This is a genomic window from Streptomyces tatrensis (genome assembly GCF_049310065.1).
Lineage (GTDB): Bacteria > Actinomycetota > Actinomycetes > Streptomycetales > Streptomycetaceae > Streptomyces.
This window is the reverse complement of record NZ_JBMDLB010000011.1, coordinates 6,102,969-6,127,578: the sequence shown is the minus strand read 5'-3', so window position 1 is coordinate 6,127,578 and position 24,610 is coordinate 6,102,969. Positions and strand designations below refer to the sequence as shown.

Sequence of the window (24,610 nt, the reverse complement as noted above, 5' to 3'; positions counted from 1 at the left end):
TAGATCCCGCGCCCCACGGGGCGAGGCAGTCACCGATCGCTCAGAACCGACTTCTCCGACGGCTGTGGACGAGCGTGCTTTCGCACGGCCTCACCCTCGTGAGCTGCGCCGATCCACCTCCGGCACACCGTGCGCCGTGCGAAAGTAGCGATCATGCGGCTACGCGAACTCCTGGACGCCACCGAGCTCGGACTGCTCCTGCTCGTGGGCCACGACACCGAGGACGCCCGCTCCTTCGCGCCCGGGGGCCCGCCCGGGGGCCCGCCCTGTGCTCCGCTCGACCGGGCCATCTCCGCCGTCGCGACCAACGACCTGGCCGACCCCGGCCGCTTCCTCACCGGCGGGGAGCTCGTCCTCACGGGGCTCGCCTGGTGGCAGCGGGACGGGGACGCCGAGTCGTTCGTCCGCGTCCTGCACCGGGCGGGCGTCACGGCCCTCGCGGCCGGCGAGGTCGAGCACGGACTCGTCCCGCACGACCTCGTGCGTGCCTGCCGGCGCCACGGGCTCCCGCTGATCGCCGTACGGCCGGAGACCTCGTTCGCCGCGATCACCGAACACGTCCTGCGCCGGCTGCACCGCCGGGACCCCGGCAACCTCGCCGGCCTGGCCGCCCTGGTCGAACGCCACCGGCGGCTCCTCACCGACCGGGCCGCCCCGGACTCCGTACTGGAGCTCCTGCGGCACACCCTCGGCGTCGACGTGCGCGTCCTGTCCGCGACGGGACGGCAGGTCGCCGGGCCCCGGCCGCCGCTGCGCACCAAGACGGCGGCGGCGCTGGCCGCCCGCCACCTCGCCGCCCGCCGCGCGCGCGAGCGGGCACCCCACCACGTCACGGTCGGCGCCCGCCCCTACTCCCTCGTACCGGTACCCGCGCCCGTGCGGGTGGCCGGCCACGCCGACGAACTGGGCGACTGGCTCGTCGTCATGGAGGCCGACACCTCGCTCTGGCCGGCCCCCGACAGGGAACTCCTGGACCGCACCGTCGAACTGGTCACCGACGCCCGCGCCGCCCACGAGCAGGCGAAGACGGCGCGCAACGACCTGGCCGACCGCTCCCTCGCACTGCTGCACGGCGACGTCCCGGCCGAGGAGATCCCCATCCGGCTGCGCAGCACCGCGCAGGCCGTGGTCAGCGGGGTCGGCTACTGGCCGCGCCTCCAGTTCGTGGTCGCCGGGGGCGAGTGGCACGGGGCCCGTCCCGTCCCCGCCGAGGCCCTGCGCGTCCTTCTGGAGGAGGCCCTGCTCCAGGAGGACGGCCCGGTGCCGGTCTCCACGCAGGACATCGCCGCCACCCTCGACGGCGACCGGGCCGTACTGATGGTCCTGGTCCCCGAGCCCTCGGACGCGCACCCCGACCCGGCCCTCGACCACGCCGCGCTCGAGCGCAGGCTCTCCGCGGCGCTCGCCCGCTGGCTCGGCCCGGCGGACAGCGTCTCCATCGGCGTCAGCTCCCCCGTGCCCGAGCCGGGCAACGCCCGCCGGGCCCTGGAACAGGCCCACAACGCCCTGCGGATCGCCCACGCCGCCCCCGGGCGGGTGACGGTCCGCGGCCCGGAGGACCTCACCTCCCACATCCTGTCCCTGCTCCCCCTCATCCCGGCCGAAGCCCGCCGGGCCTTCGCCACCCGCCTCCTGGGCCCCCTGCGCGATCACGACGCCCGCCACCGGACCGACCTCCTGACCACCCTGGAGACCTTCCTCGACTGCGACGCCTCCTGGACCGCCTGCGCCGCCCGCCTCCACCTCCACGTGAACTCGCTGCGCCAGCGCATCGCCCGCATCGAACACCTCACGCACCGCGACCTGTCCCGCCTGGAAACCCGCCTGGACTTCCTGGCGGCCCTGAAATCCGGCTGACCTGGCCCCCTCCGAGCAGCCGCAGTCGCTAGGGTTGACCCATGACCGCACTGCCCGACTGGATGCGCCCGCCACGCGCGGAAGGCTGGTTCGCGGAGGACCTCGACCGCCTCCCCGAGGCGCCCCGCCACACCGAGCTGATCGATGGAGCACTCGTCTTCATGATGTCGCCCCAGAGGTGGTGGCACGGCCACCTCATCACCATGCTCACGGTCGCCCTCATGGAACAAGCACCCGCCGATGCCAGAGTCGGCCGCGAGATGACCATCAAGCTCGATCCGCGCAACCGCCCCGAGCCGGACCTGCTGGTGACAACCGCCGACTTCGACGGTGAACGGACCTGGTTCGCACCGGACGAAGTGCGGCTCGTCGTCGAGGTCGTCTCCCCCGAATCCGCCCACCGCGACCGCACCGTAAAACTGCGCAAGTACGCGGAGGCCGGCATCCCGCACTACTGGCGCGTCGAGGACGAGGACGGGGCGCCCGTCGTGCACGTCTTCGAGCTGGAGGAATCCGTAGGCGCCTACGCCCCCGCAGGCATCTTCCGCGGCACCCTCCGGCGCCCCGTGCCCTTCGAGATCAGCCTGGACCTCGACAAGCTCACGCCGCCCCGCAGCAGCTGAGGAGACGGCAGGACATGCGGAAGGGGCCGGACTCGTCGGAGTCCGGCCCCTTCCCCGTGCCCGGGCTACGCGCCCCCGGTCACAGCCGCTTCGCGCTCCGCAGGGTCGTCGCGTAGTAGCCGTTGCCGTCGAGGCGGGAGGTGCCGCCCTTGTCGCCGATGGTCGGGCCGTTGGCCTCTTCGCGGCTGGATATGAAGATCTGGTGGCCGTCGGTGTCGGTGCCGAGGTAGATGCCCGTGTGGTCCAGCCGCTCCCCGGTGCGCCCGTCCAGCTTGAAGAACAGCACGTCGCCCGGCTGCAGGACGTCGATGGAGGTGGGCCGGGCCTCGCCGCCGACCCCCTTGAGCGGGATGACGTCCACGCCGGTCTTGGAGCGGGCCATGCCGTTCGCGGTGCGCGGCAGGCCGTCGCCGGCGGTGTCGTTGGCCATCAGCGGGAAGCGGGCCCGGTAGCCGAAGACGGTACGGACGAAGCCGGAGCAGTCCATCGAGCGGGCGCGCATCGCTTCGGGCTTCGCCGTGGTCCCGCTGCGGAAGGTGTACGGGATGCCCAGGTAGTCGTAGAAGTCCGACTCCTCCAGCCGGTAGTCGTTGCCGACCGAGCCGTTGGGGTTGATCGGGCCGAAGTTCGCGTCGCCGGCGTACGAGACGCCCTCCGCGTCCTTCTTGACCGGGGCCTGGTCTCCGTACTGGAAGGCCATGGCGAAGATGTCGTCCTCCTCGCTGCCCTGGTACTTCTTGAACCACTCCTGGAACCACTGTTCCTTCTCGGCTCCGCTGCGCCAGGTCTCCGGCATCAGCCGCACCCAGTTCTCGCTGACCACCCGGGTCTTGGTGGTGGCCGGCTCGGTGAAGGTGCGGCTGGGGCCGGTGAGCGTGGCGGTGCGGGCGCCGTCGGTGAAGGTCGCGAGGATCCCGCCCTTGCCGTCGCGCAGCACGGAACGCTCCGGGTTCTTCAGCCGCTCCCACTTCTGCGCGCCTTCGTCGCCGCCCCCCTTGCCGGCGACGGGGGCGTCGACGAGCGACTGGATGGCGGGCGCCTTGGCCTGCTCCTCCTTGCGCAGCTCGATGGTGAAGTAGACGCTGCCGGCCAGCAGGGCGATCACGGTGGCCGCGTGCAGGACGGGACGTGTGCGGCGCTTGGACGTGGCGGTCATCGGTTACTCCGGGCGAGGTCGGTCGAGCGGACGAAAGGGCGGGCGGAGGCGGCGGGCCGCGGCGGGGTCACGCGTGCGGCATGACGCCGAGCAGGATGCCGGCGGTCAGTACGACGTACGTCATGAGCGTCGCGGAGCCGGTGGCCAGCAGCGTGGCCCCCTTGGGCTGGCGGACCAGCTGGTAGGCGATCAGGCCGGGCACGATGAAGCCGAGGGTCTGGTTCGCGTACAGCAGCGGGAACTTCATCTGCAGCAGGATCACGACGCCGCCCTGGAGCAGCACGCCGATGAGCACGACCGTCGCGAACAGGCGCTTGCCGTAGAGGATCACGTAGCGCTGCGCGACGAGCGTGAGGGCGTACGTCAGGACGGTGACGCCGAGGACGATCGCGGCGCGCTGGAGGTCCTCGATGAGGGTGAGCGCGAGCCAGCCCGGGGTGATCATGCCGCCGGGGGACAGGTTCGTCGTCAGGTAGCAGACGAGGGAGAACAGCAGACCCAGGGCGATGCCGATCGCGGCGATCTCGGGGGTGAGGACGGCGGGGATCAACGGGGTTCTCCTGGGTTAGACCACTGCGGGGGCCGCGGGTGCTGCGGGTTCTCGGGCTGCTGGTTCTGGGGCTGCGGGTTCTGCTGCCGGGGCGGCGGCGGGAGCTGCGGCTGCTGCTGCGGGTGCTGCGGGTGCAGGGGCAGCGGCTGCGGCTGCTGGAGCTGCGGCCACGCCGCCGACGTCAGCTCCGGCCGCTGCTGCGGGCGCTGCTGCTGCGGGCGCTGCTGGTGCTGCTGCTGCGCCGCCTGGTACTGCTGCTCCGCGGACGGGAACTGCTCGTACGCGGGCTCGTAGGGCAGGGGCTGCGGAGGGAACTGCTGCTGCGGGTGCTGCTGGCTCGCGTACTGCTGGTTCGCGTACTGCTGCTGGTACTGCTGGTTCGGGTAGTGCTGGTGCGGGTACTGCTGATTCGGATAGTGCTGACCCTCCCCGCGCGGCGCCGGGATCTGCGGGTTGCGCATCCGGCGCTCCTCCTCGGCCGCGGGCAGGTTCGCGTACGGGTCGAGGTGCTTGAGGTACAGCGTCATCGTCTGGTCGTGCCGCACGTGCTGCACGGGCGCGCCCGGCGTGGGCAGGGGCTCGCCGTCCTCCTCGAAGGAGGGCAGTTCGGCGAGGTGCTCCAGCAGGATCTCGCCCTGGCCGTGGATGTTGCCGATGGCCACGAGCGAGGAGTCCGCGCTGAGGTGGTCGAAGAGCTCGTTCATGAACTCCTCGCCGTCGCGCCCGTCGCCGCCGAGGTCGACGGCGCGGTCGCGCCAGTCCGCGGGGATCGCGTCGATGGCGCTCTTCGACGGGTGGCCGATGACGAACACCTTGTCGGGCTGGAGGTCGGGCACGATCTGGCCCATCTGGCCGTTGCGCTCGACCCGGTCCGGCCGGCAGTTGATGACCACGTTCAGCGGGCGGTTGATCGCGCCGAGGTCGAGGAGCTGGTTGATGTTCATCAGCGTGGACTCGGGGTCGTTGGCCGCGAACACGTTCGCGAACCGCAGCCGCTTGTCGCCGGGGCCGACGTAGCGCTCGACGGAGAGCACGCCCGGGTCCGGCGGGGCGTCGTACATGCCCTGCAGCGCGGTCTCCCGGTCGATGCCGAGGAGCTCGGCCACGACCAGCGCGATGGCCACGTTCTCCTTGAAGGTGAACCAGCTGAAGCCGCGCAGCTCCTCGTCGCTGACGATCTCGGGGTCGGCGTAGATGAGCCGGCAGTCCCGGGCGTCCGCTTCCTCCTGGAGGACGTGGAAGCGGTCCTTCTCGGCGGTGACGCAGATGCCGCCGTGCGGCATGGAGCGCGACAGCGAGCGGCCGATGTCGTCGAGGGTCGGGCCCATCTCGGCCACGTGGTCCTCGCGCACGTTGCACAGCACGCCGATGGTGGACTGGATCAGCTTGGCCTGGTTGAGCTCCTGGAGCGGCGGCATGACCGCCATGCACTCCATGACCAGCGCGTCGGGCTTGTAGGCCGCGGCGCGGCGCACGATGCCGATCTGCTCGACGACGTTGGCGATGCCGAACTTGCGGTAGACCGGCTCCTCGGTGGCGTCGGGGTGGATGAAGCGGGCCGCGGTGCCGGTGGTCTTGGCGACCGTGACCAGATCGCCGCCGCGCAGCGCGCCCGCGACGAGCCGGGTGATGGAACTCTTGCCGCGGATGCCGTTGACCAGCACCCGGGTGGGTATTTCTTCCAGGTTGGCGAAGTGCCGCCGCTGCTCGATGATGCCGGCGATCAGCATCACGAGGCAGGTGACGAGCAACACGCTGAAGAGAAAGAGCACGGGGTCAGTTCCTTCCGGCCTGGGCAGGCTGGCCGGACCGGCCGGCCGTGCTGCTGGCTTCCCGCTTGCGCAGCTCCTGGAGCTGCTGCCTGATGACTTCCAGGCTGCGGGTGACGGCGCCGACCTCGTCGTGGTGGCGCGGGTAGAGGACGGTGCGGCGGTCGCCGTCCGCCAGGGCTTCGGCGCGCCGCGCGAGTTCGCGCAGCGCCTGGACCACCACGATCTGGAGCCAGCCGAGACAGACCAGGGCGGCCGTGAGGCCGAGCAGGCCGGCCAGCACCGTGCGGTTCTGCAGGTTGTACTCGGGGATGGCCAGGCCCTTGGCGGGCTGCCAGCTGACCACGGTCCAGGCGAGCGGCTTGGCGGCGCCGCCGCCGGCCATGGGGACCGCGGCGGCGATGGTGATGTCGTCGTTGCTGCTGCGCAGCACGACGCTGCTGGGGCGCGGGCCCTTGCCGACCTTCTGGTTGGTGCCGGCCACCAGCGCCCGCAGGCTGTCGTTGGGCAGCTGCGAGAAGGCCAGGTAGCCGTTGTTTCCGCCGATGATGCGCTGCTTCTCGTCGATCACCCGGATCTCGCCCAGGCCGGGACGCTTGAGCAGGGAGTTGAGGAAGTCGATGCGCAGCTCTCCGACCACGGACGCGCCCTTGAGGCCGGGGGCCGCGGCGAACTCGACGATGACCGGCGCGTTGCCGGCTTCGAGCAGCGCCACCGGCGCGTCGACGGCGGGTGCCTTGCCCTGCGGGCGGCGGGGCTCGGCCCCGACCTTGGCGGTGATGGTGCCGTCCGCCTGGAGGACGTACAAGGACTCGTAGCGCCCGTGCTGGGTGAGGGTGCGTTCCAGGATGCCGGTCATCTCGGCGGGGGTGGTGGCCGGGCCGATCAGCGAGCCCACGGAGGCGAGGTCCGTGTGCCCCTCGTTGAGGGCGCGGCGGACCCGGTCGGCAAGGGTGTCGGTGCGTTCGCGCTGGTCGTGGACGATCGTCTGCGGTACGCCGACGGAGTCACCGGCCCGGTTGAGCAGCAGCACCAGGGGCGCGGACCACAGCAGCAGGAGCGCGCCGCAGGTGGCGAGCAGGGCGCGGGCGCCGATCCGGCCGCGGCCGCGGCCGGGGTTGTGCGCCTTCTGGTCCTCGGCGGACTCGCCGAGGAGCTGGCGGCGCAGCCGCTCCAGCGCGGTGCCGATGCGGGCGGCCTCGCCGTACTTGGGGCGGTTGACCGGCCGGTTCAGGTCTCCGCGGCTGAGCCGGCGGCTCTCCAGGAAGAGCTGGAGCAGCGGCTTCTGCACGGTGCCGATGAGCAGGGAGACGGCGAGGAGGCCGATGACGAGCAGGACGGCCGCGGCGGCGATCCCGAAGAAGGGGTCGACGAGGGAGGCGCGGTCCTCGGTGACGCTGATCAGGGAGACGACGGTCAGACCGAGGGCGGTGGCCGCGGTGCCCTTGCCCGCCTCGGGACCGGTCAGGCTCGCGTAGCCGACGACGGTCCGCTCACCGTCGTTGGAGGGGCCGAGCATGCTGCCGCTGACGCCGCGGAAGCCGCCCCCGCCGGGCTCCTTGGTGGTCAGCGGGTTGGCCTTGGTCTTCTTCGAGGCGATCTTGGCGTACTTCTTGAGCTGCTTGCGGGCCCGCTCGGTCTCTTCCTTGACCTCGTCGGACTGGATCTGCTCGTCGTTGGCGAGACCGTCGCTGCTGAGGATCTGGCCGGTGTCGTCGCTCACCGCGATGGCGCGGAACTTGCCGAGGCTGACGCCGGGGAACCTCAGGCTGCTCGAGGCGACGAGCAGCTTCTGGGGCTGGCCGGGCCAGGACAGTACGGCGAAGGTGAGCAGGCGGGTCTCGCCGTTCTCCAGCCGCACCATGCGCGGGACGAGGCCGTTGGCCTCGGCGAGCTTGGTGTGGTCGATGGCCTTCAGCGGCACGTTCTCGCCGCGCTGGGCCTCCAGCCGTCCGGACTTGACCTCGATGACGGCCGTGCCGCGCCACTTCTGGTAGACGTTGCCGAGCTTGTCGAGCACCGTGTCGGCGGAGACCGGGGCGCCCGCGTTGAAGAGGGTGGCCGTGCGGGAGATGTCGGTGATCGACTCGTCCAGCGAGGCCCGCATCGCGATGGCGCCGTCCTCCGCGAAGTACTGCTGGGAGGTGCGGACCGCCTCGGGGACGGACTCATTGCCCACCTTGCCGAGGTGGAAGGCGGTGAGCGCGGCAAGTGCGAGCAGCAGCGCGGACAGCGCGGCGATGGGCGGCCGGATGCCGCCCAGCAGCGACATGTCAGCCCTTCGGCGGGCCTTCTGCCGCCGCTTCGTGCGCGACGCGGACAACGGGACTCCTGTGGATGTGGGTAATGGTGCGGGTGCGGGTGCGGGAGTGGTCGCTGTGCGACCCCTCCGGTGAGTGGACGTCTCCCCGGTCCTAACGGTTCGCCAGAGGCTCCAGTCCGTCCTCGCTGCCGCCCCGGTTGAGCAGGGTGCCCTGGGTGCGGTCGTACGCGAGCTGGTAGCGGGCGCGCCGCTCGGCCGACAGCCCGCCGCCGTTCTTCAGCGCGGTGGCGAGGTCGATCAGCCGGTGGTCCTTGACCGCGTCGGTCTCGGGCAGCTTGACCGCGGGGTCGGTGACCTCGAGGTCCGGCGGCAGCTCCACGAAGGTGGGGACGTAGCGGGCCTTGACGTCCCACTTGCCGTTCTTCTCGGCGAACTCGAACCAGCCGATGACGCCCTCCTCGGACAGCCCGCTGGGCACCTCGTGCCGGGCGAGCTGGTTGCCGAGCCCGTACGCGACCCAGATGTCGCCGACCTTCTCCATGGGCTGCACGACGTGGGCGTGGTGGCCGATGAGCAGGTTGATGCCGGTCTTCTCGGCGACCTTCTTGGCGAGGCTCAGCTGGAGCGAGTTCGGGGCGGGCTGGTGCTCCTTGCCCCAGTGGATGCTGAGGATGACGACCTCGGCGCCGGCGGCGCGGGCGGCCTTCTCGGCGGCCGAGATGGCATCCAGCGAGGTCTTGTTGGCCAGCCAGGGCTTGTCCGCGGGCACCTGGCGTCCGTTGAACCCGCCGGCGAAGGAGATCTGCGCGACCTTGACGCCCTTGACGTCCATGATCAGCGGCTTGGCGCCCTCCGCCTGGCTGCGGGCGGAGCCGGTGTGCTTGAGGCCGGCCTTGTCGAGGGCGTCGAGGGTCTGCTTGACGCCGCCCTCACCGTGGTCGAGCGCGTGGTTCGACGCGGTCGAGCAGGTGTCGTACCCGATGTCCTTGAGCGTCGTGGTGATCTGCGGCGGCGCGATGAAGTCCGGGAAGCTCTGGAACGGCCCCTCCGGCTTGCCCAGCACCGGCTCCATGTGGCAGATCGCCAGGTCGGCCTTGCTGATGACCGGCTTCACCCCGGCCATGATCTGGCCGAAGTCCATGCCGCCCTTGCCCTTGGCCTTGGCGTCCTGCTCGGCCTGAGTGGTCAGCTCGGGGTGGATGAGCACGTCACCGGCCGCGGCCACGGTGAAGGAGCGTCCACCGGCCCCGGTTGACAGGCGGCCCTGGGCATCGCCACCGGATCTCCCGTCTCCGAGGAGGCCACAGCCGGCGAGGGCTGTCGACAGGAGCAGGGTGAGCGCTCCGGTGCGGAGCGTGACGAGAGAGGCGGATATCTTCACTCGGTCTATCTTTATCCGATCATGACTCCGTTCCTCGCGAAACGTATAACGATTAAGGCAACTCTGTGCGCGGTCGCCGCCATGGCGGCGATTGTGGCGTATTTCACGCTCTCGACCGGGCAACCATCGGGCGAAATGCAGGTGAATTCCAGACCTTCGGCAGCACCGGGGGTCGACCTGGAAAAGCGGATTACGGCATTCACCCAGGGATTCGGGGAGCACGGGGGCTACCGGATCCCCACGTCGGACGAGCGCCGGACGGTCACCCAGGGTGTCGCCCTGCTCCTCGACGGCGAGGAGGAGGCGGCGCGCAGGCGCCTGGGCGAGGTCGATTTCACGGTGCAGGCGTTCACGGACACGGCGAGCGGCCGCGACTTCGCCGAGATCGCCGACGCGGCGAGCACTTCGGGCTCGGCGAACCGGGGTTGGGGCCGGGTCTACGTGAACCTGGGCGTGCGGCCGAGCTGGAGCGTGCAGGTCCCCCACCCCATCGCCGACCAGGAGACCGAGCGGCTCGGCGCCCGGGTGCTGCGCGGGGCGCCCGGCGGGGTGCTGGTGCTGGCCGGCGCCCACCGGACCGCCGGCGAGGGGGACGCGGCCGATGTGGCGCACCGCACGGACTCGGTGTTCCACCAGGTGATCGAGGAACTGATGGAGCGCCGCCTGCCGGGAGTGCAGCTGCACGGCTTCGCCAACGAGTCCTTCCCCGAATTCGACGCCGTGGTCTCCACGGGGGCCGGGGACCGGGCATCGTCCGAGGCCAGGACCCTGTCGGCGGCGCTGGTCGACGAAGGCCTGGAGGTCTGCCGGGCCAATGTACGGAAATGCAAACTGGCCGGAAGCTCGAACGAGCAGGGCCAGGTGGCGGCCGAGGAAAAGCTGCGTTTTCTCCACATTGAGCTCGCAAGGGCGATAAGGACGGACAACGGGCGCCTCGACGATGTGACGGAGGCGATAACGGTCCTCACCAAGCGTTGGTCGAAATCTTGACAATTTCGACCTCCTTGTCCGCATTTGACTCTTGCGGTGACCGTACGTCGAAAAGGCCGGCTCCCACCGGAGCCGGCCCCTCGTGACCACTCAGACGTTGAAGCGGAACTCGACCACGTCGCCGTCCTGCATGACGTAGTCCTTGCCCTCCATGCGGGCCTTGCCCTTGGAGCGGGCCTCGGCGACCGAGCCGCACTCGACCAGGTCCGCGAAGGAGATGATCTCCGCCTTGATGAAGCCGCGCTGGAAGTCCGTGTGGATCACACCGGCGGCCTCGGGGGCGGTGGCGCCCTTCCTGATGGTCCAGGCGCGGGTTTCCTTCGGGCCGGCCGTCAGGTAGGTCTGCAGGCCCAGGGTGGCGAAGCCGACGCGGCCGAGGGTGGCCATGCCGGGCTCTTCCTGGCCGACCGACTGGAGGAGCTCGAGGGCCTCGTCGTCCTCGAGCTCGATGAGCTCCGCCTCGAGCTTGGCGTTGAGGAAGATCGCCTCGGCCGGGGCCACCAGCGCGCTCTGCTCGGCCTTGAAGGCGTCGTCCGTCAGCTCGTCCTCGTCCACGTTGAAGACGTAGAGGAACGGCTTGAGCGTGAGGAGGTGCAGCTCGTGGAGGAGGTCGCCCTGCTCCGTGCCCTTGGAGATGCCCTTGGAGAAGAGGGTGTCGCCCGCTTCGAGGATCTTCTGGGCCTTCTCGACGGCGGCGAGGACCGCGACCTTCTCCTTCTGGAGGCGGGACTCCTTCGTCAGGCGCGGCACCGCCTTCTCGATGGACTGGAGGTCCGCGAGGATCAGCTCGGTGTTGATGGTCTCGATGTCGTCCTTCGGCGAGACCTTGCCGTCGACGTGGACGACGTTCTCGTCCTTGAAGGCGCGGATGACCTGGCAGATCGCGTCGGACTCGCGGATGTTCGCGAGGAACTTGTTGCCGAGGCCCTCGCCCTCCGACGCACCGCGCACGATGCCCGCGATGTCGACGAAGTCGACCGTCGCCGGGAGGAGCTTGGCGGAGCCGAAGATGCCGGCCAGGACGCCGAGGCGGGCGTCCGGAACGCCGACGACGCCGACGTTCGGCTCGATCGTGGCGAACGGGTAGTTGGCCGCCAGCACGTCGTTCTTGGTCAGGGCGTTGAACAGGGTCGACTTGCCGACATTCGGCAGGCCGACGATTCCGATCGTGAGCGACACGTTGGCGACTTCCCGTAGCTGGAGGGGGCGGCGGCCCGGAGTGGGCCAAGGAGCAGTTTACTTTCGATGAGGGGGCACGGATGTACGCGTGTCCGGGCACACGATCGGCAGCCTCCCCGCCTAGTTTTGGGGGGTGGAGCGATACAAGGCGCGTACGGTACGTCACCCGGCGGAGCGGTCGGCCGAGCAGTCCCCCCAGCGGGCGCCGGCGCCCGCGCCCGTACGCCGGCTGCCGCGGCCCCGGCTGACCGGGCTCGGCGGCGGGCTCTTCGCCTGTGCCGCGATGTTCCTGATCGGCGGCCTCGACTGGCTGCTCTTCGACGCCTCGCTGTTCCTCTACGGCCTGTTCTTCCTGCCCGTCGCGGCCGCCACCGCCCTGTGGGTCCGGCCCGCCGACCTGATCACCGCCCCGGTCACCGCCCCGATCGCCTTCGCCGCCGGAGTGTGGCCCGTGTCGGGCGGCTCCGGCGGCTTCGCCGGCGAGGTGATGGGGCTGGTGTCCGCGCTGTCCCTGCACGCCGGCTGGCTGTACGCCGGCACCCTGGTCGCGGCGCTGATCGCGGTGGTGCGCAAGGCCGTCCTCATCGGCCGCCGCCGGATGCCCCGCCGCGTCGCCTGAGCGCGGCGGAGCCGGGTCCGGGGCCGCCGCGGCCGGGTCAGGGACCGGCGGCTACTCCGCCGCCGCCGAGCGCGCCGCCATCGCCGCGCCCACGATGCCCGCGTTGTTCTGCAGCTCCGCCGGCACGATCCGCGCCCGGACGCCCTCGATCAGCGGCAGGAACTTCTCCGGCTTGCGGCTCACGCCGCCGCCGATGATGAAGAGGTCCGGGGAGAACAGCATCTCCACGTGCGCCAGGTACTTCCCGACCCGGCGCGCCCAGTGCTCCCAGGTCAGCTCCCCGTCCTCCTTCGCCTTCACCGAGGCCCGCGTCTCCGCGTCGTGGCCCTTCAGCTCCAGGTGGCCGAGCTCCGTGTTGGGCACCAGCCGTCCGTCCGTGAAGAGCGCGCTGCCGATCCCGGTGCCCAGCGTGAGCAGGATGACGGTGCCGTCGACCTCGCGCCCCGCCCCGTAGGCCATCTCCGCGACCCCGGCCGCGTCCGCGTCGTTCAGGACCGTCACCGGACGGCCGTCCATGCGCGAGGAGAGCAGCGCCGCCGTGTCCACCCCGACCCAGGCCTTGTCCATGTTGGCCGCCGACCGGGTCACCCCGCCCGTGACCACCCCGGGGAAGGTGACCCCCACCGGGCCGTCCCAGTCGAAGTGGCGCACCACCTCGACGACGCAGCCGGCCACCCCGTCGGGGGTGGCCGGCTGCGGTGTCAGTACCTTGTGGCGCTCCTGCGCCAGGTCGCCACGGTTCAGGTCCACGGGAGCGCCCTTGATCCCGGAACCGCCGATGTCCACGCCGAAGATCTCCATGGATCCCACCGTAGAGAAGGACCGGCCGGAGCGCCCTGCCGAGGGGATGCCTACTTCTGTACGCCCCCGGCCGCGCCCGAAGCCGCGCCCGGCGCCGCCACGAGCTCCGCCGCCTCCGCGCGCAGGTCGCGGCGCAGTTCCTTGGGCAGGGAGAAGACGATGGACTCCTCGGCCGTCTTGACGATCTCCACGTCCGCGTACCCGCGCGCGGCCAGCCACTCCAGCACCTCTTCGACCAGCACCTCCGGCACCGAGGCGCCCGAGGTCAGACCGACGGTGGTGACGCCCTCCAGCCAGGCTTCGTCGATCTCGCTGGCGAAGTCGACGAGGTACGAGGCGTGCGTGCCCGCGTCGAGGGCGACCTCGACGAGGCGGATCGAGTTCGAGGAGTTCTTGGAGCCGACGACGATGACCAGGTCGCAGTCCTTGCCCATGACCTTGACCGCCTCCTGGCGGTTCGAGGTGGCGTAGCAGATGTCGTCGCTGGGCGGCGAGACGAGCAGCGGGAACCTGGTCTTCAGGGCGTCGACCGTCTCCATCGTCTCGTCGACGGAGAGGGTGGTCTGCGACAGCCAGACGACCTTCGACTCGTCGCGGACGGTGACCTTCTCCACGTCGTGCGGGCCGTCCACGATGGTGATGTGGTCCGGGGCCTCGCCGGAGGTGCCGATGACCTCCTCGTGGCCCTCGTGGCCGATGAGGAGGATGTCGAAGTCCTCGTTCGCGTAGCGGATGGCTTCCTTGTGGACCTTGGTGACCAGCGGGCAGGTCGCGTCGATCGTCGCGAGCTTGCCGCGCGCCGCCTCCTCGTGGACCACGGGGGCCACGCCGTGCGCGGAGAACATCACGATGGAGCCCTCGGGGACCTCCTCCGTCTTCTCGACGAAGATGGCTCCCTTCCGCTCCAGGGTCTGCACGACGTACTTGTTGTGGACGATCTCGTGCCGCACGTAGACCGGCGCGCCGTACTGTTCGAGAGCCTTCTCGACGGCGATCACGGCTCGGTCCACGCCCGCGCAGTAGCCGCGCGGGGCGGCGAGGAGAACGCGGCGGGATGCGGGAGCGGGGGCGTCAGCAGTCATGGGCTCCATCGTACGGGGGTGTCCAGCAGGCCGGGGGTCGCCCGTTCGGCACAAACTGGGTCGAACATCCGCACCTGCCTTACCCCCGGAGGAAAGATGGCGTCCGCGACGGATCCCAGTACGCCGCCCGGCCCGTCCGGCCCCTCGTCCGACGGCCCGTCCGCCGCGCCCGGCACCTCGCTCCGCCGCAGTCTCGGATTCCGGGACCTGGTGGTCTACGGGCTGCTCTTCATCGCCCCCATGGCCCCGGTCGGCGTCTTCGGCACCCTCGACGCCAAATCGCACGGCGCCGTCGCCCTCGTCTACCTCGTCGCGACGGTGGCGATGGCCTTCACGGCCTTCTCCTACGCGCAGATGGTGCGCGTGGCCCCGCAGGCCGGCTCCGTCTTCACGTACGCCCGCAAGGGCCTCGGCGAGGGTCCCGGGCTGATCGCCGGCTGGATGGCGATGCTCGACTACCTGCTGATCCCGGCGGTCGCGTACCTCTTCTCCGGGATCGCCATGAACGCCCTGGTCCCGGAGGTGTCCCGGTGGGTGTGGACGGCCCTGGCGGTGGTCGTGACCACCCTGCTCAACCTGTGGGGCGTACGGGCCGCCGCGCGCGTGGGCTTCGCCGTGCTGGCCATGGAGATCGCGGTCCTGCTGGTGTTCCTGGTCTCGGCGGTGACCGTACTGGTCCAGGGCGCGGAGCACCGCGGCTGGCTCTCCCCCTTCACCGGCGACGGCTCGCTCGGCGGGTTCTCCACGGCCGCCGTGCTCGGCGCGGTGTCGGTCGCGGTCCTGTCCTACCTGGGCTTCGACGCCATCGCCTCCTTCGCCGAGGAGGTGACGGGGGGCAGCGCGAAGGTGGCGCGGGCGGTGCTGTTCTGCCTGGCGCTGACCGGGGTGCTGTTCATCGCCCAGACCTACCTGGCGGCCCTCCTCAGCCCCCTGACGGCCGCGGAGCTGGCGGCCGACCCGGGGAAGCAGGGCTCGGCCTTCTACACGACGGTCGAGGCCTCCGTGGGGATGTGGCTGCACGACCTGGTCGCCATCAGCAAGGCCATCGGGGCCGCCTTCGCCGCCCTGGCCGGGCAGGCCGCGGCGGGCCGGCTGCTCTTCGCGATGGCCCGCGAGCGGCGGCTGCCCCGCTTCCTCGCCCACACCTCGCACGGGACCCCGCGGCCGGCCCTGCTGCTGGCGGCGACGGTCACCCTGATCGCGGCCGTGTGGGCGGCCCGGCGCGACGACGGGCTGGACCACCTGGTCTCGGTGGTCGACATCGGGGCGCTGGTGGCGTTCACGCTGCTGCACGCCTCGGTGGTCGGCTGGTTCGTGGTCAAGCGCCGCGAGGGGGCCCCGAACTGGTTCAAGCACCTGGTGATCCCGGTCCTCGGCGCCGCCGTGACCGTCGCGGTGATCGTCGAGGCCTCCTGGACGGCGCAACTGGTGGGGGCGGTGTGGCTGCTGGTGGGCCTGTGCGTGCTGGTGGCCCAGCGCGGGCGGCGCGGGACGCCCGAAGGCTCCCTGCCCGACGCCGGTGTCAGTTCTGGCGGTTAGCCTGCGTGCATGGGTCTGAATTCGTCGGCTGACGCGCCGCTGCCGGTCGGTCAGGTGTCCCGGCTCATCGGGGGCTGGATCGACAAGCTCGGTCAGGTGTGGGTGGAAGGGCAGATCACGCAGCTCTCGCGGCGGCCGGGAGCGGGGGTGGTCTTCCTGACGCTGCGCGATCCCTCGCACGACATCTCCCTGAGCGTGACCTGCTTCCGGCAGGTCTTCGACGAGGTCGCGGACTCCGTGACGGAGGGCGCGCGGGTGGTCGTGCTGGCCAAGCCCGAGTGGTACGCCCCGCGCGGGCAGCTGTCCCTGCGGGCCACCGAGATACGGCCCGTCGGCATCGGCGAGCTGCTCGCCCGGCTGGAGCGGCTCAAGCGCTCGCTGGCTTCCGAGGGGCTCTTCGCGCTGGACCGCAAGAAGCCGCTGCCGTTCCTGCCGCAGCTGATCGGGCTGGTGGTGGGGCGGGCCTCGGCGGCCGAGCGCGACGTGCTGGAGAACGCCCGGCGCAGGTGGCCCGCGGTCCGCTTCGAGGTCCGCAACGTCGCCGTCCAGGGGGTGCACGCGGTGCCCCAGGTGATCCAGGCGGTCAAGGAGCTGGACTCCATGCCCGAGGTGGACGTGATCATCGTGGCCCGCGGCGGCGGCAGCGTGGAGGACCTGCTGCCCTTCTCCGACGAGGAGGTCGTACGGACCGTCGCGGCGGCCCGTACGCCCGTGGTCTCGGCGATCGGGCACGAGCCCGACTCCCCGCTGCTGGACCTGGTCGCGGACCTGCGGGCGTCCACGCCCACGGACGCCGCGAAGAAGGTGGTCCCGGACGTCGGCGAGGAGCTGGAGCGGGTACGCCAGCTGCAGGGCCGGGGGCTGCGCGCCGTGCGCGGGCTGCTCGACCGGGAGGAGCGGGGGCTCGCGCACGCGCTCGCGCGGCCGGTCTTCGTCCACCCCCAGCGGATGGTGGAGACCCGGGAGGCGGAGGTGGAGGCGCTGCTGGCGCGCGGCCGCCGGACCCTGGGGCACTTGCTGGACCGGGCCGATTCGGAGTTGGCGCACACGCTCGCCCGCGTGGTGGCGCTGTCCCCGGCCGCCACGCTGGAGCGCGGGTACGCGGTGCTCCAACGGGCCGACGGGCACGTGGTGCGCTCACCCGAGGACGTGTCGACGGGCGATGTGCTGCGGGCGCGGGTGGCGGAGGGCGGGTTCTCGGTGCGGGTCGCCGCCGAAGAGCCCTCGTAGGCCTCGTAGACAGGTCGTTCGACCGGCAGTTCGCTTCACACTGCCGCAACAAATTTCGGTGTACTACACAGTTAAGGTGGGAGCGGGAATGGCCGAGACCGATACGGCGCTGGGGTACGAGCAGGCCCGGGACGAGCTGATCGAGGTCGTCCGCAAGCTGGAGGCCGGCGGCACCTCGCTGGAGGACTCCCTCGCACTCTGGGAGCGCGGCGAGGAGCTCGCGAAGGTGTGCCGCCACTGGCTGGAAGGGGCCCGCGCCCGGCTGGACTCGGCACTGGCGGCGCGCGAAGCGGCCGAGGGGGGCGGCGGGGAGTGATCCCGCTCACCCGCAGACAGATTTAGTTGAATTTTCATCTACTTCCGTCGTAGTCTTCGGACATCGCTTCAGCAGTCCCCGTACAGAAGAAGGCTTTCCGATGTCTCTCGTTCTCGACGCCGCCGCTCAGGACCTCCTCTTCCGCGAGGCCCGCACCGCCAACACGTTCTCCGACGAGCCGGTCACCGAGGAGCAGGTCCAGGCGATCTACGACCTGGTGAAGTTCGGCCCGACCGGGTTCAACCAGTCGCCGCTGCGCATCACCCTGGTCCGCTCCCCCGAGGCCCGCGAGCGCCTCGTCAAGCACATGGCCGAGGGCAACCAGGCCAAGACCGCCACCGCCCCGCTGGTCGCGATCCTGTCCGCGGACAACGAGTTCCACGACGAGCTCCCGCAGCTGCTCCCGCACTTCCCGCAGGCCAAGGACGCCTTCTTCTCCGAGCGCCCGGTCCGCGAGCAGTCCGCCCAGCTCAACGCCACCCTGCAGGCCGCCTACTTCATCATCGGCGTCCGCGCCGCCGGCCTGGCCGCAGGTCCGATGAACGGCATGGACCACGCGGGCATCCAGAAGGAGTTCCTGGACGGCGACCACACCCCGCTGATGGTCATCAACATCGGCAAGCCGGGCGAGGACGCCTGGTTCCCGCGCTCCCCGCGCCTGGAGCTCGACCAGGTCATCACGACCGTCTGAGCCCAGCACCGCAGGCAGTGAACGGAAAAGGCCGCGCCCCCCGGATTCCGGGGGGCGCGGCCTTTTCGCGTCCTGCTGTGTCCTGCCAGGGCGGATCGCTTCGCCCTACGAGCCCTGCTTGAACTCCAGCGCCGCGGCCATCGCGCCGAGCTGCTCGAAGGAGGCCGTCCCGGTCACCACCGTGACGTAGCCCTGCTCGCGCCGCACGAGGGCGTCGTACTTCTCGCCGTCCCAGCGCTCCCAGACCTGGTCCCCGACCTGCTGGGTCTGGCCGGTGGCCTGCGCCCTGCGGGTGACCTTCCCGATGTACGTGTCCGTGACGTCCGCGGACTGCTCCACCGCCACGTACTGCTGCTGCGGGTCCAGGAAGCCCAGGTGCCAGGCGCTGGCCTCCTTGCGCGAGTACCCGACCGAGGTCGCCCGCCACTCCGGCGGCAGCCCGACGGGCACCGCCACGGGGTACGGAGCCGCGCGCCGGGCCGTGATGCTCTCGACGCGGTAGTCGACCACCCGCGTCGGATCGGCCTTCTCGTCATGTGGGATGACCAAATAGATCCCCCCGACCACGAGCCCGATCACCGCCAGCGACCGGATCATGTCCACGACCGTCTGCTTGCCCTTCATACCTGCCACGACACCATCGTCCCGCATGGCCCGGGGCGATCACCGCCGGGGTCGAAATGGCGCGCCACGGGCAGCGCAAGATGTCCGCTCAGGACAATCAGCTGACCGATATGGCGCTCATACGTGACCCGGTCTGCTCAATATGTCGACGTACCGATAGAGTCCAGGGACCCTCACTCCCGGCCGTCGCCGTACAGAAAGGTGCGCTCCGATGACCGAGCACAACCTGCCGCCCCAGCTCGAAGTCTCTCCGGAGGCACCCGACCGCAACCTCGCCCTGGAACTCGTACGGGTCACCGAGGCCGCCGCCATGGCCGCGGGCCGGTGGGTCGGGCGCGGTGACAAGCTCGGCGCCGACGGCGCTGCCGTCAACGCGATGCGCACCCTGATCTCCACCGTCTCGATGAACGGCGTCGTCGTCATCGGCGAGGGCGAGAAGGACGAAGCCCCGATGCTCTTCAACGGCGAGCGGGTCGGCGACGGCACCGGTGCCGAGGTCGACATCGCCGTGGACCCCATCGACGGCACCACCCTGAACGCCAAGGGCATGCCGAACGCCATCGCCGTCCTGGCGGCCGCCGACCGCGGCACCATGTTCGACCCGTCCGCGGTGTTCTACATGGAGAAGCTGGTCACCGGTCCCGAGGCCGCCGACTTCGTCGACATCAACGCCCCGGTCTCCGTCAACATCCGCCGCGTCGCCAAGGCCAAGAACATGGCCGTGGAGGACGTCACGGTGATCATCCTCGACCGCCCCCGCCACGAGGGCATCGTCAAGGAGATCCGCGAGACCGGCGCGCGCATCAAGTTCATCTCCGACGGAGACGTCGCCGGCTCGGTCCTGGCCGTCACGGAGGACAGCGGCATCGACCTGCTGCTCGGCATCGGCGGCACGCCCGAGGGCATCATCTCGGCCTGCGCGATCAAGTGCATGGGCGGCACCATCCAGGGCAAGCTGTGGCCCAAGGACGAGGCCGAGCGCCAGAAGGCGATCGACGCCGGCCACGACCTGGACCGCGTCCTGTTCACGGACGACCTGGTCTCCGGCGACAACGTGTTCTTCGTCGCCACCGGCATCACGGACGGCGAGCTGCTGCGCGGCGTCCACTACCGCTCGGAGACCGCGACGACCTCCTCGCTGGTCATGCGCTCGAAGTCGGGCACGATCCGGCAGATCGACTCGACCCACCGCCTCTCGAAGCTCCGCGCGTACAGCGCGATCGACTTCGACCGCGCCAAGTAGGCCACGGACGGCGGCACGGCATCACGGAAGGGGCGCTCCCGCGTGCGGCGGGGGCGCCCCTTCCGTATTGCCTGCAGCGCTGCGGGCCGACGAAGCTCCGGCCCTACGAGGCTTCGCGCAGCTCTCCCGCCCGGCGCCGCCGGCGGGCCAGCACCACCCGGCGCTCGGCGGCCGTCAGGCCGCCCCAGACCCCGTAGGGCTCGGGCTGGATCAGTGCGTGCTCCCGGCAGGCGACCATGACGGGGCAGCGGGCACAGACCCGCTTGGCGGCGTCCTCGCGGGACAGCCGGGCGGCGGTCGGCTCCTTGGACGGGGCGAAGAACAGGCCCGCCTCGTCGCGCCGGCACACCGCGTCCGCGTGCCATGGGCCGTCCTCTTCCCTGGCCGGTACCCGCGGCTTCGGGACGACCGCCGCCGGGCGCCCCTGAAGACTCTGGACGGCGGCTACCTGCAGGGACTGGCGCGGCGGATGCGGCACGGTCTACTCCTGACGACGTATACGCGAGCGAGAGGCGACGCACCTGTCCCTACCCGCTGTGCGCGCCCCTATGCACCGTGTGCCGCCGATCCGGCCGGTTCGACCGAAAGGTGATCCCGCCCGGCCCGGCCCCGGGAGGCTCCGCCCGGCCCCTCCCGGCCCCTCCCCCGCCACCCGGAGGTCACGCGGCGGACGGCGTCCAGTCGGGGCGGCGCCCCAGGAAGGCGAGCAGCGCACCGACCGGATCGGCGTCCGGATCGGGGGCGGGGAGGAGCGCCGGGGCGTACGCGAACCCGCGCAGCGGCTCGGCGAGCGCCCGGGCCGCCGGGCTCAGAGCCGCGGCGAGGGCGGGGGTCAGCGGGGAGGCCTGGCCGGTGGCGACGGCGATGTCCCAGGCGTGGACGGCCGCGTCGAGGGCGGCCGCGGCGACCGCGGTCTCGGCGTCGAGGGTGAACGGGGGCAGCGGGACGGCCACCTCGGCGGTACCCGGCTCCACCCCCGCGAAGGCCTCGGCGGCGGCGAGGGCGGGCTCCAGCAGCTCCGCGGGGCTGCCGGCCAGGACGCCGGTGGGCGCGAAGGGGTCCTCGGCCGGTCCCGGCCCGCCCGTGAGGCGGCCCGCGTAGGCGAGCTGATCGCCTGCCGCGTGCTGGAGCACTTGGCCGACATTCCACTGGTCGCACGGCGTCGGCGCGCCCAGGGCGCCGGCCGGTACGGCTCCCGCGACGGAGCGCAGGGCGTCGTATGCCTGGTCGAGCAGGTCCCACTTGGATACGGTCACGGGCCGACCCTACGAGCGCCTACCGGCCAAAGAGGCTTGTTTCAGCGACAGTTGCCCCCGTGTCGGTCTTAGCGGGTGCCCTCCCAGCCCTTGCGGAGCCTGTGCGCCAGGTCCACCAGGCGGGCGCCGAACTTGGGGCGGGCCTCGATGTTGCCCAGCAGCGCGAAGCCACGGACGATCACGACCGGCGCCTGCGGGTCGGTCTCGCCGCGCCCCTCGCCGCGCACCTCGAAGTTGCCGAGGACCCCGCTGCCGTAGCCGCGCAGGGTGACGTTCTCCGGGACCAGGATCTCGACGTTGCCGAGGATGCTGGTCACGTTGATCTCGGTGACCTGCTGCTCGAAGACCGCCTGGGTCAGGTCGATGCTGATGTCGCCCAGGACGGAGACCGCGCGGGTGTGCGCGCCCGGCCGCCAGCGCCCCTTGCGGGAGGAGCTGCTGCACACGGCCACGACCGTCTCGACGGGCGCGCCCGCCGGCGCTCCCGCGTACGCGGGCTCCTGCCGGCTGCCCGCGCCGGGTGCGGGCAGGTCCCGTACGAGCACGTCCAGCTCGGCGACCGTCTTCACCGCGTACAGCGAGTCGAGCCGGTCCGAGTGCTCCTCGGGGGTCAGCCGGCCCTCGGCGACGGCGTCGGCCAGGATGTGCGCGATCCGGTCCCGGTCCGCGTCGGAGGCGCGCAGTCCGTGAGCGGGCGCGGGGGCCGGCGCGGGGGCCGGCGCGGATGAGGGCTGCTTTTCCAGGTCCACGGGCCCCAGCATAGCGAGACACGATAGATCGCGATACTGGCCAGTGAGCCTTACCTCACAACAAAAGCCACCGGAAGAGGTCCTACGCTGGATACCGCGCTGCCAAACGGTCGTCAGCGCCGTCTGCCGAGTGAGGGAATGACTGCCGTCATGCCAGAGTTTGCGTACACCGACCTGCTGCCCCTGGGCGAGGACTCCACCCCGTACCGCCTGGTGACCTCCGAAGGCGTCTCGACCTTCGAGGCCGACGGCCGTACGTTCCTCAAGGTCGAGCCGGAGGCGCTGCGCAAGCTCGCCGAAGAGGCGATCCACGACATCCAGCACTTCCTGCGCCCCGCGCACCTCGCGCAGCTGCGCCGGATCATCGACGACCCCGAGGCCTCGGCGAACGACAAGTTCGTCGCCCTCGACCTCCTGAAGAACGCGAACATCGCGGCGGCCGGCGTCCTGCCGATGTGCCAGGACACGGGCACGGCGATCGTGATGGGCAAGCGCGGCCAGAACGTCCTCACCGAGGGCGGCGACGAAGCGGCCCTGTCCCACGGCATCTTCGACGCGTACACCCGCCTGAACCTGCGCTACTCGCAGATGGCCCCGGTCACCATGTGGGAGGAGAAGAACACCGGCTCGAACCTGCCCGCGCAGATCGAGCTGTACGCGACCGACGGCGGCGCGTACAAGTTCCTCTTCATGGCCAAGGGCGGCGGCTCCGCCAACAAGTCCTTCCTCTACCAGGAGACCAAGGCGGTCCTCAACGAGGCCTCCATGATGAAGTTCCTGGAAGAGAAGATCCGCTCGCTCGGCACGGCGGCCTGCCCGCCCTACCACCTCGCGATCGTGGTCGGCGGCACCTCTGCGGAGCACGCCCTCAAGACCGCGAAGTACGCCTCGGCCCACTACCTGGACGAGCTCCCCACCGAGGGCTCCCCCCTGGGCCACGGCTTCCGCGACGAGGCCCTGGAGCAGCAGGTCTTCGAGCTGACCCAGAAGATCGGCATCGGCGCGCAGTTCGGCGGCAAGTACTTCTGCCACGACGTCCGCGTCGTCCGTCTCCCCCGCCACGGCGCGTCCCTCCCGATCGCGATCGCCGTCTCCTGCTCCGCGGACCGCCAGGCCACCGCGAAGATCACCGCCGAGGGCGTCTTCCTGGAGCAGCTGGAACGCGACCCGGCCCGCTTCCTCCCGGAAACCACGGAGGAGCACCTCTCCGACTCCACGGCCGACGTGGTCTCCATCGACCTGAACCAGCCGATGGACGACATCCTCGCCACGCTCACCCAGCACCCGGTGAAGACCCGCCTGTCCCTCACCGGACCCCTGGTCGTGGCCCGCGACATCGCGCACGCCAAGATCAAGGAACTCCTCGACTCGGGCGCGGAGATGCCGCAGTACCTGAAGGACCACCCGGTCTACTACGCGGGCCCCGCCAAGACCCCCGAGGGCTACGCGTCCGGCTCCTTCGGCCCGACCACGGCCGGCCGCATGGACTCCTACGTCGAGCAGTTCCAGGCGGCGGGCGGCTCCAAGGTCATGCTGGCCAAGGGCAACCGCTCCCAGCAGGTCACCGACGCGTGCGGCAAGCACGGCGGCTTCTACCTCGGCTCCATCGGCGGCCCGGCGGCGCGCCTCGCCCAGGACTGCATCAAGAAGGTCGAGGTCCTGGAGTACGAGGAGCTCGGCATGGAAGCCGTCTGGAAGATCGAGGTCGAGGACTTCCCGGCCTTCATCGTGGTCGACGACAAGGGCAACGACTTCTTCGTCGATCCCGCCCCGGAGCCGACCTTCACCCACATCCCGGTCCGCGGCCCGGGCCTGGCGTAGCCAGTCGCTGTGCCGGAGCGGGCGGGGGCACCCGCCCGCTCCGGCACAGCTCACCGCAAGGGCGCGGCCCGGTGGAAGTCCGTGACGATCCGCCGGAAGCCGGTGTGGCCACTGCGGCTCGCGTGCCTCAGCGACCACACGTCCGGGTCCGTACCGTCATCCGCCGGGCCGGAGCCCTCCAGGCATGACGTGCACTCCATCTCGACCACGGCGCCACTGCCGGCGCGGTCCGAGCTCAGCATCCAGTCGGACGAGCTGTGCACCGCCACTACAGCCAGGGGCTCAGCCTCCATGCCGAGCGCCGCCCTCAGCCGGTACGGAGAGTTCGGCCCAAATCCGCTTCCCCGGTCCACACCGCTCCCCCACCGCCCACCGGTCCGCGAGCGCGGCCACCAGGAACAGGCCCCGCCCGCAGTCCTGTGCCGGATCGGCGGACTGCACTTCGGGCCGCCCGGGAGCTGCGTCGTGCACCTCGATCCGTACACCGGCGGGGAGCCGCACGTACCGGGTCTCGATCTCCCGGCCGACAGCAGCCCTCGCATGCCTGCCGGCGTTCGTCAGCAGCTCGGAGACCACGAGCAGCGCGTCGTCCTCGATCTGCGCGAGCCCCCAGTCCGCGAGCGCCTTGCGCAGTTCCGTCCTCGCCCGCCCGACGCAGCGCGGATCGCGGTTCCAGCGGCGTACGACGAGCCCGCCATCCGGCCCGACCAAGGGCCCGTTAGGGTTCACCATGTTGACGCTCCTTGAGTAAGCGTTGACCATGCCCCCGGACCGTTGGCGCGGTCGCGAGGGTCTCTCTTTTCAGGCGTGCCAGGTCCACCACCGACAGCAGTCGGTGACTGTGCACGCACCCTGAGCAACTGCTTCGTTC

Annotated in this window: 24 protein-coding genes; 10 read left to right on the top strand and 14 right to left on the bottom strand. The window is 71.1% G+C overall.

The window, feature by feature from the left end:
• The first annotated feature begins 153 nt into the window (after positions 1–153).
• Both ACODT5_RS44010 and ACODT5_RS44005 read left to right on the top strand, forming a co-directional pair.
• The gene (locus tag ACODT5_RS44010) at positions 154–1,857 is read left to right on the top strand and encodes a PucR family transcriptional regulator (protein WP_422524513.1); all 1,704 of its coding nucleotides are present in this window, start codon (positions 154–156) and stop codon (positions 1,855–1,857) included.
• Between the two features lie 41 nt (positions 1,858–1,898).
• Positions 1,899–2,480 (top strand): Uma2 family endonuclease, encoded by a 582-nt coding sequence (locus ACODT5_RS44005; RefSeq protein WP_422524512.1) that lies wholly within the window; start codon positions 1,899–1,901, stop codon positions 2,478–2,480.
• A 79-nt stretch (positions 2,481–2,559) separates the two neighbouring features.
• Here ACODT5_RS44005 and ACODT5_RS44000 read toward each other — a convergent pair whose 3' ends face one another.
• The 5 genes from ACODT5_RS44000 to ACODT5_RS43980 all read right to left on the bottom strand — a co-directional run bounded on the left by ACODT5_RS44000 (position 2,560) and on the right by ACODT5_RS43980 (position 9,599).
• Positions 2,560–3,636 carry a C40 family peptidase gene (locus ACODT5_RS44000; RefSeq protein WP_422524511.1) on the bottom strand — a complete coding sequence of 359 codons (1,077 nt, stop codon included), beginning with the start codon at positions 3,634–3,636 and terminating at the stop codon, positions 2,560–2,562.
• Between the two features lie 67 nt (positions 3,637–3,703).
• A complete protein-coding gene (locus ACODT5_RS43995; RefSeq protein ID WP_243335815.1) occupies positions 3,704–4,186 on the bottom strand; it encodes a poly-gamma-glutamate biosynthesis protein PgsC/CapC in 483 nt (160 codons plus the stop codon).
• Complete coding sequence (gene pgsB / locus ACODT5_RS43990; protein WP_422524510.1) at positions 4,183–5,958, bottom strand: poly-gamma-glutamate synthase PgsB; 1,776 nt, start codon at positions 5,956–5,958, stop codon at positions 4,183–4,185. Before pgsB ends, ACODT5_RS43995 begins: the two co-directional genes overlap by 4 nt.
• A gap of 4 nt (positions 5,959–5,962) precedes the next feature.
• On the bottom strand, positions 5,963–8,278 hold the full coding sequence (locus ACODT5_RS43985; RefSeq protein ID WP_422524509.1) for a HAMP domain-containing protein: 2,316 nt from the start codon (positions 8,276–8,278) through the stop codon (positions 5,963–5,965).
• Between the two features lie 91 nt (positions 8,279–8,369).
• Entirely contained in the window at positions 8,370–9,599 is a 1,230-nt protein-coding gene (locus ACODT5_RS43980; RefSeq protein ID WP_422524508.1) for a CapA family protein, read from the bottom strand.
• A gap of 21 nt (positions 9,600–9,620) precedes the next feature.
• On the opposite strand from ACODT5_RS43980, the gene ACODT5_RS43975 reads away from it, so the two are divergent.
• On the top strand, positions 9,621–10,589 hold the full coding sequence (locus ACODT5_RS43975) for a hypothetical protein (RefSeq protein WP_422524507.1): 969 nt from the start codon (positions 9,621–9,623) through the stop codon (positions 10,587–10,589).
• A gap of 90 nt (positions 10,590–10,679) precedes the next feature.
• Here ACODT5_RS43975 and ychF read toward each other — a convergent pair whose 3' ends face one another.
• The gene (gene ychF, locus ACODT5_RS43970) at positions 10,680–11,768 is read right to left on the bottom strand and encodes a redox-regulated ATPase YchF (RefSeq protein WP_422524506.1); all 1,089 of its coding nucleotides are present in this window, start codon (positions 11,766–11,768) and stop codon (positions 10,680–10,682) included.
• A 133-nt stretch (positions 11,769–11,901) separates the two neighbouring features.
• Between ychF and ACODT5_RS43965 the strand changes: the two genes are divergently transcribed.
• Positions 11,902–12,387, top strand: a complete 486-nt coding sequence (locus ACODT5_RS43965) for a DUF6542 domain-containing protein (protein ID WP_422524505.1) — start codon at positions 11,902–11,904, stop codon at positions 12,385–12,387.
• Positions 12,388–12,438: 51 nt separating this feature from the next.
• Here the strand turns inward: ACODT5_RS43965 and ppgK are convergent, their stop codons facing one another.
• Both ppgK and ACODT5_RS43955 read right to left on the bottom strand, forming a co-directional pair.
• Positions 12,439–13,188: a polyphosphate--glucose phosphotransferase gene (gene ppgK / locus ACODT5_RS43960; RefSeq protein WP_422524504.1), complete on the bottom strand. Its 750-nt coding sequence runs from the start codon at positions 13,186–13,188 to the stop codon at positions 12,439–12,441.
• A 50-nt stretch (positions 13,189–13,238) separates the two neighbouring features.
• Positions 13,239–14,279, bottom strand: coding sequence for a 4-hydroxy-3-methylbut-2-enyl diphosphate reductase (locus tag ACODT5_RS43955; protein ID WP_422524503.1), 1,041 nt, complete (start codon positions 14,277–14,279; stop codon positions 13,239–13,241).
• Positions 14,280–14,366: 87 nt separating this feature from the next.
• On the opposite strand from ACODT5_RS43955, the gene ACODT5_RS43950 reads away from it, so the two are divergent.
• The 4 genes from ACODT5_RS43950 to ACODT5_RS43935 all read left to right on the top strand — a co-directional run bounded on the left by ACODT5_RS43950 (position 14,367) and on the right by ACODT5_RS43935 (position 18,046).
• Positions 14,367–15,809, top strand: coding sequence for an APC family permease (locus ACODT5_RS43950; protein WP_422524502.1), 1,443 nt, complete (start codon positions 14,367–14,369; stop codon positions 15,807–15,809).
• Positions 15,810–15,818: 9 nt separating this feature from the next.
• Positions 15,819–17,039, top strand: coding sequence for an exodeoxyribonuclease VII large subunit (gene xseA / locus ACODT5_RS43945; protein ID WP_422524501.1), 1,221 nt, complete (start codon positions 15,819–15,821; stop codon positions 17,037–17,039).
• 88 nt (positions 17,040–17,127) lie between these two features.
• Positions 17,128–17,355: an exodeoxyribonuclease VII small subunit gene (locus tag ACODT5_RS43940; protein ID WP_327254743.1), complete on the top strand. Its 228-nt coding sequence runs from the start codon at positions 17,128–17,130 to the stop codon at positions 17,353–17,355.
• A gap of 100 nt (positions 17,356–17,455) precedes the next feature.
• The gene (locus ACODT5_RS43935; RefSeq protein ID WP_422524500.1) at positions 17,456–18,046 is read left to right on the top strand and encodes a malonic semialdehyde reductase; all 591 of its coding nucleotides are present in this window, start codon (positions 17,456–17,458) and stop codon (positions 18,044–18,046) included.
• A 105-nt stretch (positions 18,047–18,151) separates the two neighbouring features.
• On the opposite strand, the gene ACODT5_RS43930 is transcribed toward ACODT5_RS43935, so the two are convergent.
• Positions 18,152–18,670: a DUF4245 domain-containing protein gene (locus ACODT5_RS43930; protein ID WP_422525227.1), complete on the bottom strand. Its 519-nt coding sequence runs from the start codon at positions 18,668–18,670 to the stop codon at positions 18,152–18,154.
• A gap of 211 nt (positions 18,671–18,881) precedes the next feature.
• Between ACODT5_RS43930 and glpX the strand changes: the two genes are divergently transcribed.
• Positions 18,882–19,913, top strand: a complete 1,032-nt coding sequence (glpX, locus tag ACODT5_RS43925) for a class II fructose-bisphosphatase (protein WP_243335787.1) — start codon at positions 18,882–18,884, stop codon at positions 19,911–19,913.
• A gap of 103 nt (positions 19,914–20,016) precedes the next feature.
• Here glpX and ACODT5_RS43920 read toward each other — a convergent pair whose 3' ends face one another.
• From ACODT5_RS43920 to ACODT5_RS43910, 3 genes are all read right to left on the bottom strand, one after another.
• Positions 20,017–20,391 carry a WhiB family transcriptional regulator gene (locus tag ACODT5_RS43920; protein WP_374213444.1) on the bottom strand — a complete coding sequence of 125 codons (375 nt, stop codon included), beginning with the start codon at positions 20,389–20,391 and terminating at the stop codon, positions 20,017–20,019.
• A gap of 181 nt (positions 20,392–20,572) precedes the next feature.
• Entirely contained in the window at positions 20,573–21,169 is a 597-nt protein-coding gene (locus ACODT5_RS43915; RefSeq protein ID WP_422524499.1) for a TIGR03086 family metal-binding protein, read from the bottom strand.
• A 68-nt stretch (positions 21,170–21,237) separates the two neighbouring features.
• Positions 21,238–21,918: a DUF1707 SHOCT-like domain-containing protein gene (locus tag ACODT5_RS43910; protein ID WP_422524498.1), complete on the bottom strand. Its 681-nt coding sequence runs from the start codon at positions 21,916–21,918 to the stop codon at positions 21,238–21,240.
• Positions 21,919–22,068: 150 nt separating this feature from the next.
• Between ACODT5_RS43910 and ACODT5_RS43905 the strand changes: the two genes are divergently transcribed.
• Positions 22,069–23,739 (top strand): fumarate hydratase, encoded by a 1,671-nt coding sequence (locus ACODT5_RS43905; protein WP_422524497.1) that lies wholly within the window; start codon positions 22,069–22,071, stop codon positions 23,737–23,739.
• A gap of 50 nt (positions 23,740–23,789) precedes the next feature.
• Here ACODT5_RS43905 and ACODT5_RS43900 read toward each other — a convergent pair whose 3' ends face one another.
• Both ACODT5_RS43900 and ACODT5_RS43895 read right to left on the bottom strand, forming a co-directional pair.
• Positions 23,790–24,032, bottom strand: a complete 243-nt coding sequence (locus tag ACODT5_RS43900) for a DUF7848 domain-containing protein (RefSeq protein WP_422524496.1) — start codon at positions 24,030–24,032, stop codon at positions 23,790–23,792.
• A complete protein-coding gene (locus ACODT5_RS43895) occupies positions 24,022–24,471 on the bottom strand; it encodes an ATP-binding protein (protein ID WP_422524495.1) in 450 nt (149 codons plus the stop codon). Before ACODT5_RS43895 ends, ACODT5_RS43900 begins: the two co-directional genes overlap by 11 nt.
• Positions 24,472–24,610 lie beyond the last annotated feature (139 nt).

What these genes read in the sequence shown, in the direction of transcription:
- ACODT5_RS44010 (WP_422524513.1), top strand. Translation starts at nt 154, where the DNA reads ATGCGGCTACGCGAACTCCTGGACGCCACCGAGCTCGGACTGCTCCTG.
- ACODT5_RS44005 (WP_422524512.1), top strand. Translation starts at nt 1,899, where the DNA reads ATGACCGCACTGCCCGACTGGATGCGCCCGCCACGCGCGGAAGGCTGG.
- ACODT5_RS44000 (WP_422524511.1), bottom strand. Translation starts at nt 3,636, where the DNA reads ATGACCGCCACGTCCAAGCGCCGCACACGTCCCGTCCTGCACGCGGCC.
- ACODT5_RS43975 (WP_422524507.1), top strand. Translation starts at nt 9,621, where the DNA reads ATGACTCCGTTCCTCGCGAAACGTATAACGATTAAGGCAACTCTGTGC.
- ppgK (WP_422524504.1), bottom strand. Translation starts at nt 13,188, where the DNA reads ATGGAGATCTTCGGCGTGGACATCGGCGGTTCCGGGATCAAGGGCGCT.
- ACODT5_RS43955 (WP_422524503.1), bottom strand. Translation starts at nt 14,279, where the DNA reads ATGGAGCCCATGACTGCTGACGCCCCCGCTCCCGCATCCCGCCGCGTT.
- ACODT5_RS43950 (WP_422524502.1), top strand. Translation starts at nt 14,367, where the DNA reads ATGGCGTCCGCGACGGATCCCAGTACGCCGCCCGGCCCGTCCGGCCCC.
- xseA (WP_422524501.1), top strand. Translation starts at nt 15,819, where the DNA reads ATGGGTCTGAATTCGTCGGCTGACGCGCCGCTGCCGGTCGGTCAGGTG.
- ACODT5_RS43940 (WP_327254743.1), top strand. Translation starts at nt 17,128, where the DNA reads ATGGCCGAGACCGATACGGCGCTGGGGTACGAGCAGGCCCGGGACGAG.
- ACODT5_RS43935 (WP_422524500.1), top strand. Translation starts at nt 17,456, where the DNA reads ATGTCTCTCGTTCTCGACGCCGCCGCTCAGGACCTCCTCTTCCGCGAG.
- ACODT5_RS43930 (WP_422525227.1), bottom strand. Translation starts at nt 18,670, where the DNA reads ATGAAGGGCAAGCAGACGGTCGTGGACATGATCCGGTCGCTGGCGGTG.
- glpX (WP_243335787.1), top strand. Translation starts at nt 18,882, where the DNA reads ATGACCGAGCACAACCTGCCGCCCCAGCTCGAAGTCTCTCCGGAGGCA.
- ACODT5_RS43905 (WP_422524497.1), top strand. Translation starts at nt 22,069, where the DNA reads ATGCCAGAGTTTGCGTACACCGACCTGCTGCCCCTGGGCGAGGACTCC.
- ACODT5_RS43900 (WP_422524496.1), bottom strand. Translation starts at nt 24,032, where the DNA reads ATGGAGGCTGAGCCCCTGGCTGTAGTGGCGGTGCACAGCTCGTCCGAC.
- ACODT5_RS43895 (WP_422524495.1), bottom strand. Translation starts at nt 24,471, where the DNA reads ATGGTGAACCCTAACGGGCCCTTGGTCGGGCCGGATGGCGGGCTCGTC.